Annotated in this window: 12 protein-coding genes and 1 riboswitch; of the genes, 7 read left to right on the top strand and 5 right to left on the bottom strand. The window is 65.2% G+C overall.

The annotated features are described in order from the left end of the window. Positions 1 to 93 precede the first annotated feature (93 nt). Positions 94 to 984 (top strand): NmrA family NAD(P)-binding protein, encoded by an 891-nt coding sequence (locus tag ACP7BZ_RS02240; protein WP_426110012.1) that lies wholly within the window; start codon positions 94 to 96, stop codon positions 982 to 984. Positions 985 to 1,113: 129 nt separating this feature from the next. Here the strand turns inward: ACP7BZ_RS02240 and ACP7BZ_RS02235 are convergent, their stop codons facing one another. Further along, positions 1,114 to 1,548, bottom strand: coding sequence for a KGG domain-containing protein (locus ACP7BZ_RS02235; RefSeq protein ID WP_426110011.1), 435 nt, complete (start codon positions 1,546 to 1,548; stop codon positions 1,114 to 1,116). Positions 1,549 to 1,833: 285 nt separating this feature from the next. Continuing rightward, positions 1,834 to 1,940, top strand: a riboswitch (TPP riboswitch). A 169-nt stretch (positions 1,941 to 2,109) separates the two neighbouring features. Here ACP7BZ_RS02235 and thiC point away from each other — a divergent pair. Genes thiC through thiE form a run of 5 tightly spaced genes read left to right on the top strand, consistent with a single transcriptional unit; the run spans position 2,110 to position 6,541 of the window. Beyond that, complete coding sequence (gene thiC / locus ACP7BZ_RS02230; RefSeq protein ID WP_426110514.1) at positions 2,110 to 4,002, top strand: phosphomethylpyrimidine synthase ThiC; 1,893 nt, start codon at positions 2,110 to 2,112, stop codon at positions 4,000 to 4,002. Positions 4,003 to 4,010: 8 nt separating this feature from the next. Next, positions 4,011 to 4,232 (top strand): sulfur carrier protein ThiS, encoded by a 222-nt coding sequence (thiS, locus tag ACP7BZ_RS02225; protein ID WP_426110010.1) that lies wholly within the window; start codon positions 4,011 to 4,013, stop codon positions 4,230 to 4,232. A gap of 43 nt (positions 4,233 to 4,275) precedes the next feature. Further along, positions 4,276 to 5,079: a thiazole synthase gene (locus tag ACP7BZ_RS02220; RefSeq protein ID WP_426110009.1), complete on the top strand. Its 804-nt coding sequence runs from the start codon at positions 4,276 to 4,278 to the stop codon at positions 5,077 to 5,079. Further along, a complete protein-coding gene (thiD, locus tag ACP7BZ_RS02215) occupies positions 5,076 to 5,906 on the top strand; it encodes a bifunctional hydroxymethylpyrimidine kinase/phosphomethylpyrimidine kinase (protein ID WP_426110008.1) in 831 nt (276 codons plus the stop codon). Before ACP7BZ_RS02220 ends, thiD begins: the two co-directional genes overlap by 4 nt. A gap of 5 nt (positions 5,907 to 5,911) precedes the next feature. Continuing rightward, the gene (gene thiE, locus ACP7BZ_RS02210; protein ID WP_426110512.1) at positions 5,912 to 6,541 is read left to right on the top strand and encodes a thiamine phosphate synthase; all 630 of its coding nucleotides are present in this window, start codon (positions 5,912 to 5,914) and stop codon (positions 6,539 to 6,541) included. Between the two features lie 36 nt (positions 6,542 to 6,577). On the opposite strand, the gene ACP7BZ_RS02205 is transcribed toward thiE, so the two are convergent. From ACP7BZ_RS02205 to cphA (ACP7BZ_RS02190), 4 genes are all read right to left on the bottom strand, one after another. Next, a complete protein-coding gene (locus ACP7BZ_RS02205; protein ID WP_426110007.1) occupies positions 6,578 to 7,573 on the bottom strand; it encodes an aldo/keto reductase in 996 nt (331 codons plus the stop codon). A 79-nt stretch (positions 7,574 to 7,652) separates the two neighbouring features. After that, positions 7,653 to 8,159 (bottom strand): hypothetical protein, encoded by a 507-nt coding sequence (locus ACP7BZ_RS02200; protein ID WP_426110006.1) that lies wholly within the window; start codon positions 8,157 to 8,159, stop codon positions 7,653 to 7,655. Positions 8,160 to 8,464: 305 nt separating this feature from the next. Then, the gene (gene cphA / locus ACP7BZ_RS02195) at positions 8,465 to 11,035 is read right to left on the bottom strand and encodes a cyanophycin synthetase (RefSeq protein ID WP_426110005.1); all 2,571 of its coding nucleotides are present in this window, start codon (positions 11,033 to 11,035) and stop codon (positions 8,465 to 8,467) included. Positions 11,036 to 11,170: 135 nt separating this feature from the next. Further along, positions 11,171 to 13,348: a cyanophycin synthetase gene (cphA, locus tag ACP7BZ_RS02190; RefSeq protein WP_426110003.1), complete on the bottom strand. Its 2,178-nt coding sequence runs from the start codon at positions 13,346 to 13,348 to the stop codon at positions 11,171 to 11,173. 409 nt (positions 13,349 to 13,757) lie between these two features. Between cphA (ACP7BZ_RS02190) and ACP7BZ_RS02185 the strand changes: the two genes are divergently transcribed. Then, on the top strand, positions 13,758 to 16,061 hold the full coding sequence (locus ACP7BZ_RS02185; protein WP_426110002.1) for an ABC transporter ATP-binding protein: 2,304 nt from the start codon (positions 13,758 to 13,760) through the stop codon (positions 16,059 to 16,061). Positions 16,062 to 16,063: the final 2 nt, after the last annotated feature.

The following is a 16,063-nucleotide window of genomic DNA, read 5'->3' as shown; positions in this document are numbered from 1 at the left end:
ATTTTACCGTCTTTCGGCTTCGAATTGGAATGACTACCATGGTTTCACTGCTTCACCTTTGACCGTTTTACCCACCCTACCAAGGAGTTCATCATGAGTACACTCGTTATTGGCGCCACCGGCGCAGTCGGCCGCCAGGTCGTTGATCAACTGCTCGGGCGCGGCGTCGCCGTGCGCGCGCTGGTGCGCGATCCTGCCAAGGCCCATCTGCCGGCCAGTGTCGAACTGGTGCAGGGCGAGCTGCTGGCACCCGATGCCTTGCGGCGCGCGCTCGCTGGCGTCTCCAGCCTGTTTTTGCTCAATGCAGTGGCCGCCGATGAATTTACCCAGGCACTGACGGTGCTGAACCTGGCGCGCGAGGCGGGTGTGCAGCGGCTGGTCTACCTGTCCGTCATGCACAGCGACCGTTACGTCAACGTGCCGCACTTTGCCGTCAAGTTCGGGGTCGAGCGCATGATCGAGCAGATGGGGTTTAGCGCGACCATTTTGCGCCCGGCGTATTTCATGCAAAACGATCTGACTGTGCGCGATACGGTGCTGGGGCACGGGGTCTATCCGATGCCGATTGGCGCGAAGGGCCTGGCGATGATCGACACGCGTGACCTCGCGGAACTGGCCGCCATCGAGCTGATCCACCGCGACCGCGCCACCCGCCCGCTGCCGACCGAGCATATCAACGTAGTCGGAGCCGACACCTTGACGGGCGCGGATGCGGCCGCTGTCTGGGCTGAGCTGCTGGGCCGGCCGGTTGTGTATGGCGGCGATGACACCGCTCCGTTCGAACAAACGCTGCGCCAGTTCCTGCCGCACTGGATGGCCTATGAAATGCGGCTGATGACGGCGCGCTTTGTCAGCGACGGCATGCTGCCGGGGTCTGGCGACCGCGCCCGGCTGACGGCGATCCTGGGACGGCCGCTGCGCACGTATCGTGATTTTGTGGCGGGCATCGTCAACGGCGCCGGTGCGCCAGGCGCTGCGCGATGAGGACGTTCGATTGAGGCAAATTGGGACAGGCACCGGCGCTGCCAGTCCCTCTTCTGCTGGCGCCTGCAGCAAGGGGACTGGTGCCGTCAGGTCGTTGTCCCGAAGGTGAACTCAGTGGTGCCCACCCGCTTATTTGGAACGGCCGCCGCCCGACCCGCTGCCGGCTTTAGAACTGCCGGTATCACTGGTGCCGCTGGAACCGCTGGAACCGCCGGACGATTTGCTGGCACTGCCGCTACTGCCGCTACTGCCGCTTTGCTCACTGCCATCGTTCTTGTGGCTCATCGAGCCAGCCTTGCGCGCCTCTTCGGAGGTGAACTCGTGCGCATGGCCGGAGGCGTGCGCTGCGCGGCCACCTTCGGCGGCGATTTCACGCTGCCGGTCCGGGTCCATCGATGCAAAGCCGCGGTTGCTGGTGTCGCCGCTACTTTGGCTGCTGCCGCTGCCTTGTTTGCCCTGGCTGCCCTGCTTATCCTGAGTGCCCTGAGTGCTCTGGCTGCCCTGATTATTCGTCGATTTCTGATCGTTGCCGGATTTATTCCCGCCTTGATTATTCGTTGCCATGCTGATCTCCTGTGGTCAATAGATGGTATCGAAGCAGCGCCATTGATGCAGTCGCGTTGCTAAGGAAGTTCATGGTAGGGCAGGCTGCAGGCCGACCGTGTAGGAAGATTTTTGCGCGTGTTGTAGGAATTCTTCTCACCCCATCGCAACTTTTTCAGGCCAACATTGTTTTGTGAAAAGGTGAGACGTGCTCATCGTCGCGCACATGCCTGGCGAAAAATAATTCAGCGCAGCGCTTGTGGCTTTGTTTCAAATGCGCTTAGAATCGAGCCTGCCGCATCGTGCGGCAAACGCTAGGGGTCCTGCAACACGCACATGCGTGGCGCGGGTGAGAAACACCCTTCGAACCTGATCTGGGTAATGCCAGCGAAGGGAAGCAACGTGATCGCGGCTGCATGCCGTGCTTGCGCACTCCTTTGCTGGCTCCTTGTTTCGAGTCATCCAAAGGAGCCAACCGTGACTGCATCTGTATCATCTTCCGTAACGCAAGCCGCAACTCAATCTTTAACTGAACCGTTACCGCAATCTGTACCCCGGCCCGGTAGCAGCAGCGCGCCGTTCCTGTCCTCCACCGCCGTCGTCGACGCTGCCGCCATCGCCCCCTTGCCGAACTCGCGCAAGATCTATGTGCAGGGCAGCCGCAGCGATGTGCGCGTGCCGATGCGCGCCATCAGCCAGTCGGCCACCGCCGAGGGCTTTGGCGCCGAAGCCAATCCGCCCGTCTGCGTCTACGATACCTCGGGACCGTACAGCGATCCCGACATCACCATCGATATCCAGGCCGGCCTGCCGTGTCCGCGCACCCCGTGGATCGTCGAGCGCGGCGATACCGAGCAGCTGAGCGGCCCCAGCTCCGCCTACGGCGCCGCGCGCGCCGCCGACCCGGCCACCGCCGCCATGCGCTTTGCGTTGCAGCGCCTGCCGCGGCGTGCGCGTGCGGGCGCCAACGTCACCCAGCTGCACTACGCGCGGCGCGGCATCATCACGCCGGAAATGGAATTTGTCGCCATCCGCGAAAACGGCCGGCGCCGCGAATACCTGGCCGAGCTGCGCGCCGCCGGCCCGAACGGCGCACGCATGGCCGAGCTGATGGGCCGCCAGCATCCGGGCCAGTCGTTTGGCGCCGCCACGCCCGCCGATATCACAGCCGAATTCGTGCGGGCCGAAATCGCCCGCGGCCGCGCCATCATCCCCGCCAACATCAATCACCCGGAAGTCGAACCGATGATCATCGGCCGCAATTTCCTGGTCAAGATCAACGCCAATATCGGCAATTCGGCGGTGACGTCCTCGATCGGCGAAGAGGTCGAAAAGATGACCTGGGCGATCCGCTGGGGCGCCGACAATGTCATGGACCTGTCGACCGGCAAACACATTCACGAAACGCGTGAGTGGGTGATCCGTAACAGCCCGGTACCGATCGGCACCGTGCCGCTCTATCAGGCGCTCGAAAAGGTCAACGGCAAGGCCGAAGACTTGAGCTGGGAGATTTTTCGCGACACCCTGATCGAACAGGCCGAGCAGGGCGTCGATTACTTCACCATCCACGCCGGCGTGCTGCTGCGCTACGTGCCGATGACGGCCAGACGCCTGACCGGCATCGTCTCGCGCGGCGGTTCCATCATGGCCAAGTGGTGCCTGGCGCACCACCAGGAATCGTTCCTCTACACGCATTTCGAAGAGATCTGCCAGATCATGAAGGCATATGACGTTTCGTTCAGCCTTGGTGACGGCCTGCGCCCGGGCTCGATTTTCGACGCCAACGACGAAGCCCAGTTAGCCGAGCTCAAAACGCTGGGCGAACTGACCCAGGTGGCCTGGCGCCATGATGTGCAGGTGATGATCGAAGGGCCCGGCCATGTGCCGCTGCACCTGATCCGCGAGAACATGGACCTGCAGCTCGAGCAGTGCATGGAGGCGCCGTTCTATACGCTGGGCCCGTTGACGACCGACATCGCGCCCGGCTACGATCACATCACTTCTGGCATCGGCGCCGCCACCATCGGCTGGTACGGTACCGCCATGCTGTGTTACGTGACGCCGAAGGAACATCTGGGCCTGCCCAACAAGGATGATGTCAAGGACGGCATCATCACCTATAAAATCGCCGCCCACGTGGCCGACCTGGCCAAGGGCCATCCGGGCGCGCAGATCCGCGACAACGCCCTGTCCAAGGCACGCTTCGAATTTCGCTGGGACGACCAGTTCAACCTCGGGCTCGATCCCGACAAGGCGCGCCTGTTTCACGATGAAACCCTGCCCAAGGAATCGGCCAAGGTGGCGCACTTCTGTTCGATGTGCGGACCGCATTTCTGTTCGATGAAGATCACCCAGGAAGTACGCCAGTACGCCGCCGGTCTGGGCATATCCGGTGCCGCCGCGCTCGAGCAGGGCATGCAGACCAAGGCGGTTGAATTCGTCAAGCGCGGCGCGGCGCTGTACCAGAAGCTATGAGGCTGGCCATGGCAGGATCGCCCCCCGCGACTGATTTCATCCTCAACGGCGCTGCCTGCCAGCTGGCAGCCGGCAGCACCCTCGCCGACCTGATCGAGCATCTGGCCATGCAGCACCAGGCGCTGGCGCTGGCCGTCAACCGCCAGGTGGTGCCGCGCGCACGCTGGCCGCTGCAGCGCATTGCTGCCGGCGACTGCGTCGACCTCGTGCGCGCCATCGGCGGCGGCTGACCCGCTTCAAAAAAAGCTGATGAACCCCATCCAAGGACACCCCATGCATTACTCAAACGCGACTGAACCGGCCGACTGCCTCACCATCGCCGGCGTCTCCTACAATTCACGCCTGCTGGTCGGCAGCGGCAAATACCGCGACCTGGCGCAAACGCGCGAGGCCACCATCGCCGCCGGCGCCGACATCATCACGGTGGCCATCCGCCGCGTCAATATCGGCCAGGACCCGCACGCACCGAGCCTGCTCGACGTGCTGCCACCAGACCAATTTACCATCCTGCCCAACAGCGCCGGCTGCTACACGGCCGCCGACGCTGTCTACACCCTGCAGCTGGCGCGCGAGCTGCTGGGTGGGCGCCAGCTGGTCAAGCTCGAAGTGCTGGGCGACCAGCACACCCTGTTCCCGCACATGCCGGAAACGCTCAAGGCTGCCGAAGCGCTGGTGCGCGACGGCTTTGATGTGATGGTCTATTGCAGCGACGATCCGATCCAGGCCAGGCTGCTCGAAGACATCGGCTGCGTGGCGATCATGCCGCTGGCCTCGTTGATCGGCTCCGGCATGGGCATTCTGAATCCGTGGAACCTGTCGCTGATCATCGAGCAGGCCAAGGTGCCGGTGCTGGTCGACGCTGGCGTTGGCACGGCGTCGGATGCCGCCATTGCCATGGAACTCGGCTGCGACGGTGTGCTGATGAACACGGCGATCGCCGGCGCCGCCGATCCGCTGCGCATGGCCCACGCCATGAAGCTGGCGGTGCAGGCGGGACGGCAGGCGCGCCTGGCCGGGCGCATGGCGCGCCGCTTTGCCGCTGCGCCGTCGTCGCCGCTGACGGGCATGCTGGCATGAGCGCACCGCCGAATAACAGCCGGCCCACGGTGCTGGTGTTTGCCGGCCTCGATCCCAGCGGCGGCGCCGGCCTGGCCGCTGACCTGCTGGCCATTGCCGCGCTGGGGGCGCACGCGCTGCCGGTGGCCACCGCCATCACGGTGCAGGACAACGACCACGTGTTCGCCGTCGTTCCCACCGAGGCAGACCTTGTTGAACGCCAGGCGATGGCGCTGCTGGCCAAGATGCAGGTGCACGCGGTCAAGGTGGGCATGGTCGGCAGCCTCGCCAATGGCGTTGCCATCGCCCGCGTCATCAAGGTGCTGCGCGCGCGCTACCCGGCGCTGCCGGTGGTGCTCGATCCGGTGCTCGGCAGCGGCCATGGCGACCCGCTCTCGCCGCTGGCGGCGTTGCAGCCGCTGCTGCCGCTGGCCAGTTTGATGACGCCAAATGTGCCGGAGGCGGCGCTGTTGGCCGGCTGCAGCGGGGTGGCGGCGCAGGCAGCCGCGCTGCGCCAGCGCTGGCGTGGCGACGTCCTGATCACCGGTGGCCACGCCATTGGTCCGGGCGAGAATCAGGTGCTCAACCATTGGTTCGGCCCGGGCGGCGCGCGCGCCTGGCGCTGGCCGCGGCTGGCCGGCGCCTTTCACGGCAGCGGCTGCACGCTGGCAGCGGCAATTAGCGCCCGCCTGGCCTGCGGCGACGCCATGGCCAGCGCCCTCGACAGCGCCCAGCGCTACACCCAGGCGGCGCTGGCGGACTCGTTTTCGATCGCCAGCGGCCAGCGTATCCCGGCGCGCTGGCTGCCCGTTCCCGATGTCTCAAGCGAGGCGCTCGCATTAATATGAATACTATAAACGGTGTATATCTGGTTACCCCGGACTGGGACGACACTGCCGCCCTGCTGGCGCGCACCGAACAGGCGCTGCAGGCCGGCGTCGCCATGCTGCAGTACCGCCACAAGGGCGCCGACCCGGCCCTGCGCCTGCAGCAGGCCGCGCAGCTGCTGGCGCTGTGCCGGCGCTACGCTGTGCCCTTGATTATCAATGACCACATCGATGTGTGCATGGAACTGGGCGCTGATGGCGTTCATGTGGGAGGGTGTGATGCCAGCGTGGCGGCAGCCCGCGCGCAGCTGGGCGATCAAGCCATCATCGGCGCCTCGTGTTATGGCGAGCGCGCGCTGGCGCTGCGCGCCGCCGGGGAGGGCGCAAGTTACGTCGCCTACGGCGGCTTTTATCCGTCGCGCGTCAAGCAGTACGCGGTGACGACGGCGGCCGATATTGTCGACTGGTCGTGCGCCACCGTGACGCTGCCGGCCGTCGTCATCGGCGGCATGACGCCGGCCAACGCGGCGCCGCTGGTGGCGCGCGGCGCGGCCATGGTGGCGGCCATTTCAAGCGTCTACGGGGCGCCGTCGGCGGCGGCGGCGGTGCGCCAGTTCCGCGCCCTGTTTGACGGCGCCGGTGGACACGATGCTTAGTGGTCCTTGGTGGTCCTTGGTGGTCCTTGGTGGTCCTTAGCGGTCGACGGTGGCCATGCGCTCGGCGTTGTAGCGCGGACCGGCGACCCTGGCGAGCGCGCTGTCGAGCTGGGCCAGGTCGGTGTCAGTGAGGGTGATGGCGAGGGCGCCGATGTTTTGCTCGAGATAGCTGCGCCGCTTGGTGCCGGGAATCGGCACGATGTCGGCGCCCTGGCGCAGCACCCAGGCCAGCGCGATCTGGCCGGGGGCGGCGCCATGGGCGTCGGCGATCGCCCGCACGCTGGCGGCCGCCTGCATGTTGGCGTCGTAGTTGGCGCCCTGCAGGCGCGGGTCGAGGTGGCGGAAGTCGCTGGGCGGATAGTCTTCGGCGCGCCTGGCGGTACCGGCCAAAAAGCCCCGTCCCAGCGGGCTAAATGGCACCAGGCCGATGCCCAGTTCGCGCAGGACGGGCAAGACGTCGTCTTCCAGATTGCGCTCCCACAGCGAGTACTCGCTTTGCAGCGCGCTGATCGGGTGCACCGCGTGGGCGCGGCGGATATTGGCCACCCCCGCTTCCGACAAACCGAGGTAGCGCACCTTGCCTTCACGGACCAGCTCGGCCATCGCCCCGACCACCTCTTCGATCGGTACCTGCGGATCGATGCGGTGCTGGTAGAGCAGGTCGATGTGGTCGGTGCCGAGGCGTTTGAGCGAACCTTCGACGGCGCGGCGGAGGTGCGCCGGATCGCTGTTCAAGCCGGTATTGACGCCTTCCTCGATGCGAAAGCCGAACTTGGTGGCGATGACGACCTGGTCGCGGCGCCCCTTGAATACGTCGCCGAGCAGGGTCTCGTTGGTGTACGGCCCATACACTTCGGCCGTGTCGAAAAAATTCACGCCCAGGTCAATCGCGCGCTGCAGGGTGGCGATCGATTCACTGCGGTCAGCCTCGCCATAGGCGGTACTCATGCCCATGCAGCCCAGGCCCACGGCCGATACCGTCAGACCCTGGCTGCCCAGTCGGCGTTGTGCGATGGTGGTTGGTGTAGTCATGCTGCGCTCCTTAAAATGGTAAGGGCAACTCTACACCAATGCCTTCAATACCACTGTCGGCATGCGCCTGCAGTGTGCCTCAGGCCGGCGGTGCCGCCGCATCGAGCTGCTGCTGCAAGCTCGGCGTGTCGTCGGCGACGCTGCACGTGCCGTCGGTGGCCGGCGCGGTGTCCAGTTGCAGCCGGCGCGCCTCGCTGGCGATCATTTTGCGCAGATTTTCCTTGTGCAATTCGGCCAGGCGGCGGGCGCGGTGCAGCATCTCGCCGCTCAGGTCGACCTGCATCGGGGTGGCGGCGGGGAACACCAGGGTCGGCACCAGCAGCTGCAGCAGCTGGTGCACGCAGCCGGGCGTGGCCAGGGTCGCGGCCAGGGTGGCGGCGTTATAGCTCAGCGCATGCAGACGCTGGTAGCGCGCCCGCTCGGCCACCAGTTGCTGCATATAGGTCGAGTGGCCGACCTGCATGGCGACGCGCTCGACGGCGTCCATCGCTTCGGCCAGCGCCGCCAGCGGTTGCTGCAGGCGCGCGGCTGCCTGCAGATGGGCGGAGCTGATGACCGCTGGTTCTACGGTGTCGGTGTCGATCATGATGGCTGCTCCAGGTAACGTCAGGAGCATCGATGGTGCGCTGGTGCGCATTATTTTGCCGCACACACAAAGGTCCGCAGAATGGCGGTTTTGTCGAGTAATTGTTCGAGGGAAAATTCCGATGTTCAGAAACTGTCTTGCCTGCCCTCAGGCCCAGCTCAGCGGTAGCAGGGCGACGGCGCCAGCCACCTTGGTCAATGCCTTGTGATTGCGTTGCGACATGATGGTCGCCTGACAGGGCAGGGGAGCAGCATCAGTCGCTTGGGCTGGCAGCGCACTGCGCCAGCCCAAGCGTGGCTTGCAAGCTAGCCGGCGGCCACCTTCGCCGCGATGTGTGCCAGCGCCTCGTCGACCTGGTCGATCAGGATCAGGCACAGGTCGCCGGCCGCCAGACGCGCCAGCGCGGTATCGATGGCGACGAATTCGCCATTGATTTCATCGATATGGCTGGTGCGCGCGGCGCCCTGCAAGCCCTGGCGCAGCAATGCCACCACTTCGCCGTCGGCGCGGCCGCGCTGGCACTGGTCCTGGTAGAGCAGCACGTCATCGAAGGCGGCGCCGAGGATTTCGGTTTGCTGGCGGATGTCTTCGTCGCGCCGATCGCCGGCGCCGGAAATGACCACCGAGCGCCGTTTGGCCGGCATGCCGTCGACGGCGCCGACCAGCGCCTGGATGGCATCCGGATTGTGGCCGTAATCGGCGATCACGGTGGCGCCCCGATAGTTAAATACATTGAAGCGGCCGGGCGCGTTGTCCGATTCGCCAGCGAAGCTGGCCAGGCCGGCGCGGATGGCGTCCCATGGCAGATTGACGGCCCAGGCAGCAGCGACCGAAGCCATCACGTTTTCGACCTGGAAGCCAATGACGCCAGCGCGCGTGAGCGGCACATCGGCGAGCGCCACCTTGTGCACCGTCTGACCCTGTTCGGCCACCAGCTGGCCGTGCTCGATGTAGACCACGCGCCGTCCCTTGGCACGGTGCATCGACATGACCGGATGCTGGCCGTCGGCGGCAAAGAAGGTGACCTCGCCGCGGCAGTTGTCAGCCATGCTCACCACCACCGGATCGGCGGCATTGAGCACCGCCATGCCGCGATCGGCGACGTTTTGCACGATCACCCGTTTGAGTACGGCCAGGTCTTCCAGCGTGGTGATGTAGTTCAGGCCCAGGTGGTCGCCCGAGCCGATATTGGTGACCACTGCCACCTGGCAGCGGTCGAAGGCCAGGCCTTCGCGCAGCAGGCCGCCGCGCGCTGTCTCAAATACGGCAGCGTCGACATCCGGGTGCATCAGCACATTGCGCGCGCTTCGCGGGCCGCTGCAGTCGCCGCGGTCGATGGCGCGCCCTTCGACGTAGACGCCGTCGGTGTTGGTCATGCCGGTGCGCAGGCCGGCGCTGGTGAGCAGGTGGGCGATCAGGCGCACCGTGGTGGTCTTGCCATTGGTGCCGGTGACGGCGATGACGGGAATGCGGCCATCGTCGCCGTCGGCGAACATCGAGGCGACGATCGCTTCGCCCACCGCGCGGCCTTTGCCGAACGATGGCGACAGGTGCATGCGCAGGCCCGGTGCGGCATTGACTTCAACCACGCCGCCGCCTTGCTCTTCTATGGGTTTCAACACGCTGTCGCACACCAGGTCGACGCCGCAGATGTCCAGTCCCACCATGTGGGCCGCGGCGACGGCGCGCGCTGCCACTTCCGGGTGGACATCGTCGGTGACGTCGGTGGCAGCGCCACCGGTCGACAGGTTGGCGTTGTTGCGCAGGATGACGCGCTGACCGCGTGGCGGCACCGAGTCGGCCTGATAGCCTTGCGCGGCCAGGCTGGCCAGCGCGATGTCATCGAAACGGATCTTGGTCAGCGAGGTCGAATGGCCGTTGCCGCGGCGCGGGTCCAGATTGACCTTGTCGACCAGCTGGCGCACGCTGGCGATGCCGTCGCCAATGACTTGCGGTGGATCGCGGCGCGCCGCAGCGACCAGTTTGCCACCCACCACCAGCAGGCGGAAGTCGTTGCCGGGCAGGTAGCGCTCGACCAGTATATCGTCGCGAAATTCGGCAGCGGCGGCAAAGCCGGCCGTCATCTGCGCCTTGGTGGTGATGTTGACGGTGACGCCTTTGCCCTGGTTGCCGTCTTTCGGCTTGATCACCACCGGCAGGCCGATTTCCAGCGCCGCCACCCAGGCGTCGTCGGCGTCGAGCGCCACGCGGCCGTGCGGCACCGGCACGCCGGCGGCGTCCAGCAGTTTCTTGGTCAGTTCCTTGTCTTGCGCGATCGATTCGGCAATCGCCCCGGTGCGGTCGATTTCTGCGGCCTGGATCTTGCGCTGTTTGCTGCCCCAGCCGAACGCCACCAGGCTGCCGTCAGTGAGGCGGCGAAACGGGATATTGCGGGCGATCGCGGCGTCGACGATGGCGCCGGTCGACGGCCCAAGACGGACGTCCTCATCGAGTTCACGCAGCTGCGCCAGCGCCGCATCGAGGTCGAAGGCGGTGTCGTCCAGCGAGGCATTGACCAGCTGCTCGGCCAGTTCCAGCGCCAGCCGGCCGACGGCTTCTTCGGAATACTCGACGACCACCTGGAACACGCCGCTGTCGACGGTGGCGGTGGTGCGGCTGAAGGTGACCGGGCAGCCAGCCTGCGCCTGCAGGTCGAGCGCGGCCAGTTCGAACACGTGGGCCATCGGAATGCGGTCGTCATGGCCGGTCGGCTGCAGCGGCGAGATGGCCGGAAAGCGCGCCCGCAGGCGCGACTCGAAACCGGTCAGGTTGCCGACGCATTCTTCGTCGGGCGAACAGACCACGACCGCCTCAACCGAGGTATGGTGACTCCAGAGGTTGGGGCCTCGCAGCGCCCGTACGCGTGATACTTGCATAAACCGTGATCCTGTTATGTGTGAAGCTGAAGGCTTGGAGCTTGGTGCCTGCTACCCGGCGCCGCGCGCCGGGCGTCGTGATAGTGGTGCGGTCCGCGCTCAGTGTTGTGTTCAGTGGCGTGCTCAGTGGCGTGCTCAGTGTGGCAGCTTTTTGGCAGCCGCGTCGAACGTCCGCAAGCCCGCCGCCACGATGGCCGGCGCGATCCCCAGCGCCCACGCCGCCGCCACTGCCGCCAGCACGCTGGTCGGATGGCGCCCGGTGGCCGGCTGCAGTGCGGCCAGCGGCAGCAGACGCTGTTCGCTGGCGCCGTCGGCCAGCACGATGGCGCCGTCGCGCACGAACACGCTGCGTTCGCCCGCCGCCCGCTGCGCTACCACCCGCGGGTGGTTGGCGTCGGCGCTGTAGAACATCACGCGACCGTCGCACAGTTCGGCCATCTGCGCCACCGCGTCGATATCGGCGTTGAGCACTGCGGTGCCATTCGGCAGAATCACATCGATCTGCGTGCGCACGACGTTGGCCATATCGGCTTCGTCACGAATATAGTGGTCGGCCAGCGCCTCGACCCCTTGCAGGTCGGTGACCACACCCACCTGGCACTTGTCGTAAGCGAGACCTTCGCTGAGAATGCGGCGGGCGTTCGATTCGAATACCGCCGTTTGCAAAGTGCGGTTGATCAGCAGGCGCTGGCCGGCGTCCCAGCCGGTGCAGTCGCCGGCGGCGACCTGGCGGTGATTGAGGTACAGGCCCTGGCCATTGGCCACGCCGACCTGCTTGCCGGCCAAACTGACCAGGCAGCCGAGCAGCCGCGCGATCAGGCTCACGCCCAGCGTGCCGGTGACGCCGACCAGCGGAATGCGGCCGCTATCGCTCTGGCCGAACAGGTGCTCGACGATGGCCGCGCCGACCGGGCGCGCTGCGCCTTCGGCCGGTTTCAAGTGGGCCAGCAGGCCGGGGCTGGCATTGACTTCGATGACGGCGCCGCGCTGCTCGGCGAGCGGGCGCGAAATGTCTTCGCAGACCAGATCGACGCCAGCGATGTCAAGGCCGACCACGCGGGCGGCCAGGGTGGCGGCATGCGCCACCGACGGGTGAATCAGGTCGGTGACGTCGTGCGCCACATTGCCATTCGGCTGGATCAGCACCTTTTGGCCCGCCTGCGGCACCGAGTAGGCTGTCATGCCCTGGCGCTGCAGCTCGAGAATGATCTCGGCGCCTTTTTCCGGCGCCAGCGCGTTCAACGGCGAATCTTCGCCCGAGCCGCGGCGCGGATCGGTGTTGATCTGCTGGTCGACCAGGTAAATGATGTTGTTGACGCCATCGCCAGTGACCCACAGCGATTCGCCGCGCGCCACCGCCACCACCTGCTTGCCCACCACCAGGATGCGGTGCTCGTCGCCGGTGATGAAGCGCTCGACGATGACGCTGCTGCTGTCGCCCTTGCGGCTGGCCAGTTCATAGGCGGCGCGCACATCGACTTCGGTGACCAGGTTGAGCGACACGCCGCGGCCATGGTTGCCGTCGTACGGCTTGAGCACCACCGGCAAGCCGATGTCCTGGGCTTCTTCCCACGCTTCATCGGCGCTGCGCACCAGCGCGCCCTCGGGCACCGGGATGCCGCAGGCGGCCAGCATGGTCTTGGTGAGGTCCTTGTCGCTGGCGATCGATTCGGCGATCGCGCTGGTGTGTTCGGTTTCAGCGGTCCAGATGCGGCGCTGGGCTGCGCCGTGGCCCAGCTGCACCAGATTGCCATCGGTCAGACGAATGAAGGGGATGCGGCGCGCGGTGGCAGCGTCGACGATATGGGCGGTGGACGGTCCCAGGCAGTGCTGGTCGACCAGCTCGCGCAGCGCCGCCACTTGCGCCACCAGGTCGAACGGCGCATCGCCAATGGCGGCGCGCAGCAGTTCGCGGCCGGCTGCCAGGGCGGCGCGGCCGACCTGCTCGTCGCGGGTGCGGAAGGCCATTTTGTAGATGCCGTGTTCACCGGTCGAGCGCGTTTTGCCAAAGCCGGTCTTCATGCCGGCCAGGTTTTGCAGTTCGAGCACCACGTGTTCGAGGATGTGACCAGCCCAGGTGCCTTCACGCAGGCGTTCGAGAAAGCCGCCGTGCTCGCCCACGCCGCAGCGGTGCACCACCAGTCCCGGCAACCACGCCAGCAAGCGCTCGTAGAGGCCGGGAATTTTGTTGGAGGGGAATTCTTCGAGAGGACCGAGGTCGATGATGACTTCGATAACGGGGCGGTAAGTCCAGATATTCGGTCCGCGCAGGTGCGTTACACGCAGTAAATCGAGGTCGTTCTTGTTTATCATTTAGCTAATTTCTTGGTCAAACTGCCGTTGCCATCATGGCACCGGTAGCGTGATGCCTTGCCTGTGTTGAACTACACCGCGCCGCGTCAGGAGAAGCCATTCCCCCCGTGGCGCTTGGTACGCGCATCATGTTGTATACTTGCTGTAACGAAGCTTACCGCGCCGAACCGATTTCTGCCAGTGCGACCCTGCCTCACCATCCGGCCTTATTGGCGCCATTTGGCGCCATCTCGCTCAACCTGGCGCAACGTCGTCCAGCGTGGCCCGGTTTGGCTGCATGCTGACAGGATACCGCAGTTTGTCGCGTGCCTAGCCGGCAAGCGGTGCCCCGCTGCCTTTCCTGCCCGCAAACGCTGGGGCGGGCTTTCCCTTCTTTTCAAGACCCTGGCCTAGATCGCGCGGCATGACGATGACATCGCACTTACGAGACACCCCCACCACTGCACTGCCGCCGGCTTTGCCTGCGCCGCTACCGACCGCGCTGGAAAATAAACTGCCGGCACGCTGGCTGGCCGAGGTCGAAAATAAATTATTACCCGGTGAGAACGTTTTAAGTAGCGTTGAGGTTGACCTCGATACGAAATTACATTTCGTTAAGGGCGTGGTCATCGTCACCGACCGCCGCCTGCTGGCGCGCGCGCCCGGCGAAACGCTGTTGCGCGAGTGGCCGTACCAGCCCGGATTGATATTAAAACATCATGATCACGCGGGCGTTGGCCGTCTCGAACTGGTCGATGGCAACGGCCGGCTGGCTTCGTGGCGTTTCACGCTGGGGCAAAATCTGCACGCCATGCGCGTGGTCGACCACTTTGCCGAACAGCTCGCCGCCTTTGTCGAAGGGCGCGCCGTGCACCAGCTCGAGCAGAATGTCTGCCCCAGCTGCAAGGCGCCGCTGGCAGCGGACCAGGAAGAATGCCCGATCTGCACCAAGGTGGTGTACACGCCGCCGTCGACCTGGACCCTGCTGCGCCTGTGGCAGTTTGCCCAGCCGTACCGTTTCCAGCTGGCGCTGGGCTTTTTCCTGATGGTGGCCAGCACGGCGGCGCACATGATCCCGCCATATCTGACCATGCCGTTGATGGACAATGTGCTGATCCCGTTCCAGAACGGCCAGGCAGTCGACCAGAAGCTGGTGTGGCTGTATATGGCGGGATTGCTGGGGGCCTCGGTGCTGGCCTGGCTGCTGGGCTGGTGGAAGACGTATGTGCTGGCGCTGGTGTCCGAACGCATGGGCGCCGACCTGCGCTCAGCCACCTACGAACACTTGATGCGCCTGTCGCTCGAATTTTTCGGCGGCAAACGCACGGGCGATCTGATGTCGCGCATCGGCAGCGGTTCTGACCGCATCTGCGTGTTTCTCTCCCTGCACCTGCTCGACTTTGCCTCCGACGTCCTGATGATCATCATGACCGGGGTGATTCTGTGTTCGATCAATCCGTGGCTGGCCGTGATCACCCTGGTGCCGCTGCCGTTCATTGCCTGGATGATCCACATCGTGCGCGACCGCCTGCGCACCGGCTTTGAAAAAATCGACCGCGTGTGGGGCGAAGTGACCAATGTGCTGGCCGATACCATTCCCGGCATCCGGGTGGTCAAGGCGTTTGCCCAGGAACAGCGCGAAGCGAGCCGCTTTCGCGAAGCCAACAAGCACAATCTGGCGGTCAACGACAAACTCAACAAGGTATGGTCGCTGTTTTCTCCCACCGTCTCGTTTCTTACCGAACTGGGCTTACTGGTGGTGTGGGTGTTCGGTATTTACCTGGTGTCGCACCGCAACATCACGGTCGGTGTGCTGACCCTGTTCATTACCTACAGCAGCCGTTTTTATGGCCGCCTCGATTCGATGAGCCGGATCGTCTCGGTGACGCAAAAATCGGCCTCGGCCGCCAAGCGCATCTTCGATATTCTCGATCACGTCTCGTCGGTGCCGGAGCCTGCCAATCCGCTCAAGATCGCGCGCGTGGAAGGGCGCATCGACCTGCGCGAGGTGGGTTTTAGATATGGCAACCGCGCCGTCAACCGCGGCATTTCGCTCAATATCAAGGCGGGCGAATTCGTCGGCCTGGTGGGCCACTCCGGTTCCGGTAAAAGCACGCTGGTCAACCTGATCTGCCGCTTTTACGACGTCTCCGAAGGCGCCATCCTGTTAGATGGCGTCGACATCCGCTCGTTTGCCGTGGCCGATTACCGCCGCAACATCGGCCTGGTGCTGCAGGAACCGTTCCTGTTTTTCGGCACCATCGCCGAAAATATCGCCTATGGCAAACCGGGCGCCTCGCGCGAAGACATCATCGCCTCGGCGCGCGCGGCGCATGCGCACGAATTCATTTTGCGCCTGCCGCAGGGCTACGATTCGATGGTCGGTGAACGCGGCCAGGGCCTGTCCGGCGGCGAGCGCCAGCGCATTTCGATCGCCCGTGCGCTGCTCATCGATCCGCGCATCCTGATCATGGACGAGGCGACTTCGTCGGTCGACTCGGAAACCGAAAAGGAAATTCAAAAGGCGCTCGACAACCTGGTCAAGGGCCGCACCACGATCGCCATTGCGCACCGCCTGTCGACCCTGCACCGCGCCGACCGCCTGGTGGTGCTCGACCGCGGCGAAGTGGTGGAACAGGGCAGTCACGACGAACTGATGGCGCGCCAAGGCGCCTACCACCGCCTGTACGAAGCGCAAGCGCGCAATGTCGACACCGACATGGACGAACAATAAAG

Origin of the sequence: Massilia sp. PWRC2, assembly GCF_049896725.1 — a bacterium.
In the GTDB taxonomy this organism is placed as follows: domain Bacteria; phylum Pseudomonadota; class Gammaproteobacteria; order Burkholderiales; family Burkholderiaceae_D; genus JAFCUW01.
Note: the sequence above shows the minus strand (reverse complement) of the source record. Positions and strands in the feature narration are given on the sequence as shown.

Excerpts from the sequence above, each read along its gene's own strand:
- ACP7BZ_RS02240 (WP_426110012.1), top strand. The coding sequence starts at position 94 with ATGAGTACACTCGTTATTGGCGCCACCGGCGCAGTCGGCCGCCAGGTC.
- ACP7BZ_RS02235 (WP_426110011.1), bottom strand. The coding sequence starts at position 1,548 with ATGGCAACGAATAATCAAGGCGGGAATAAATCCGGCAACGATCAGAAA.
- thiS (WP_426110010.1), top strand. The coding sequence starts at position 4,011 with ATGGCAGGATCGCCCCCCGCGACTGATTTCATCCTCAACGGCGCTGCC.
- ACP7BZ_RS02220 (WP_426110009.1), top strand. The coding sequence starts at position 4,276 with ATGCATTACTCAAACGCGACTGAACCGGCCGACTGCCTCACCATCGCC.
- thiD (WP_426110008.1), top strand. The coding sequence starts at position 5,076 with ATGAGCGCACCGCCGAATAACAGCCGGCCCACGGTGCTGGTGTTTGCC.
- ACP7BZ_RS02205 (WP_426110007.1), bottom strand. The coding sequence starts at position 7,573 with ATGACTACACCAACCACCATCGCACAACGCCGACTGGGCAGCCAGGGT.
- ACP7BZ_RS02200 (WP_426110006.1), bottom strand. The coding sequence starts at position 8,159 with ATGATCGACACCGACACCGTAGAACCAGCGGTCATCAGCTCCGCCCAT.
- cphA (WP_426110005.1), bottom strand. The coding sequence starts at position 11,035 with ATGCAAGTATCACGCGTACGGGCGCTGCGAGGCCCCAACCTCTGGAGT.
- cphA (WP_426110003.1), bottom strand. The coding sequence starts at position 13,348 with ATGATAAACAAGAACGACCTCGATTTACTGCGTGTAACGCACCTGCGC.
- ACP7BZ_RS02185 (WP_426110002.1), top strand. The coding sequence starts at position 13,758 with ATGACATCGCACTTACGAGACACCCCCACCACTGCACTGCCGCCGGCT.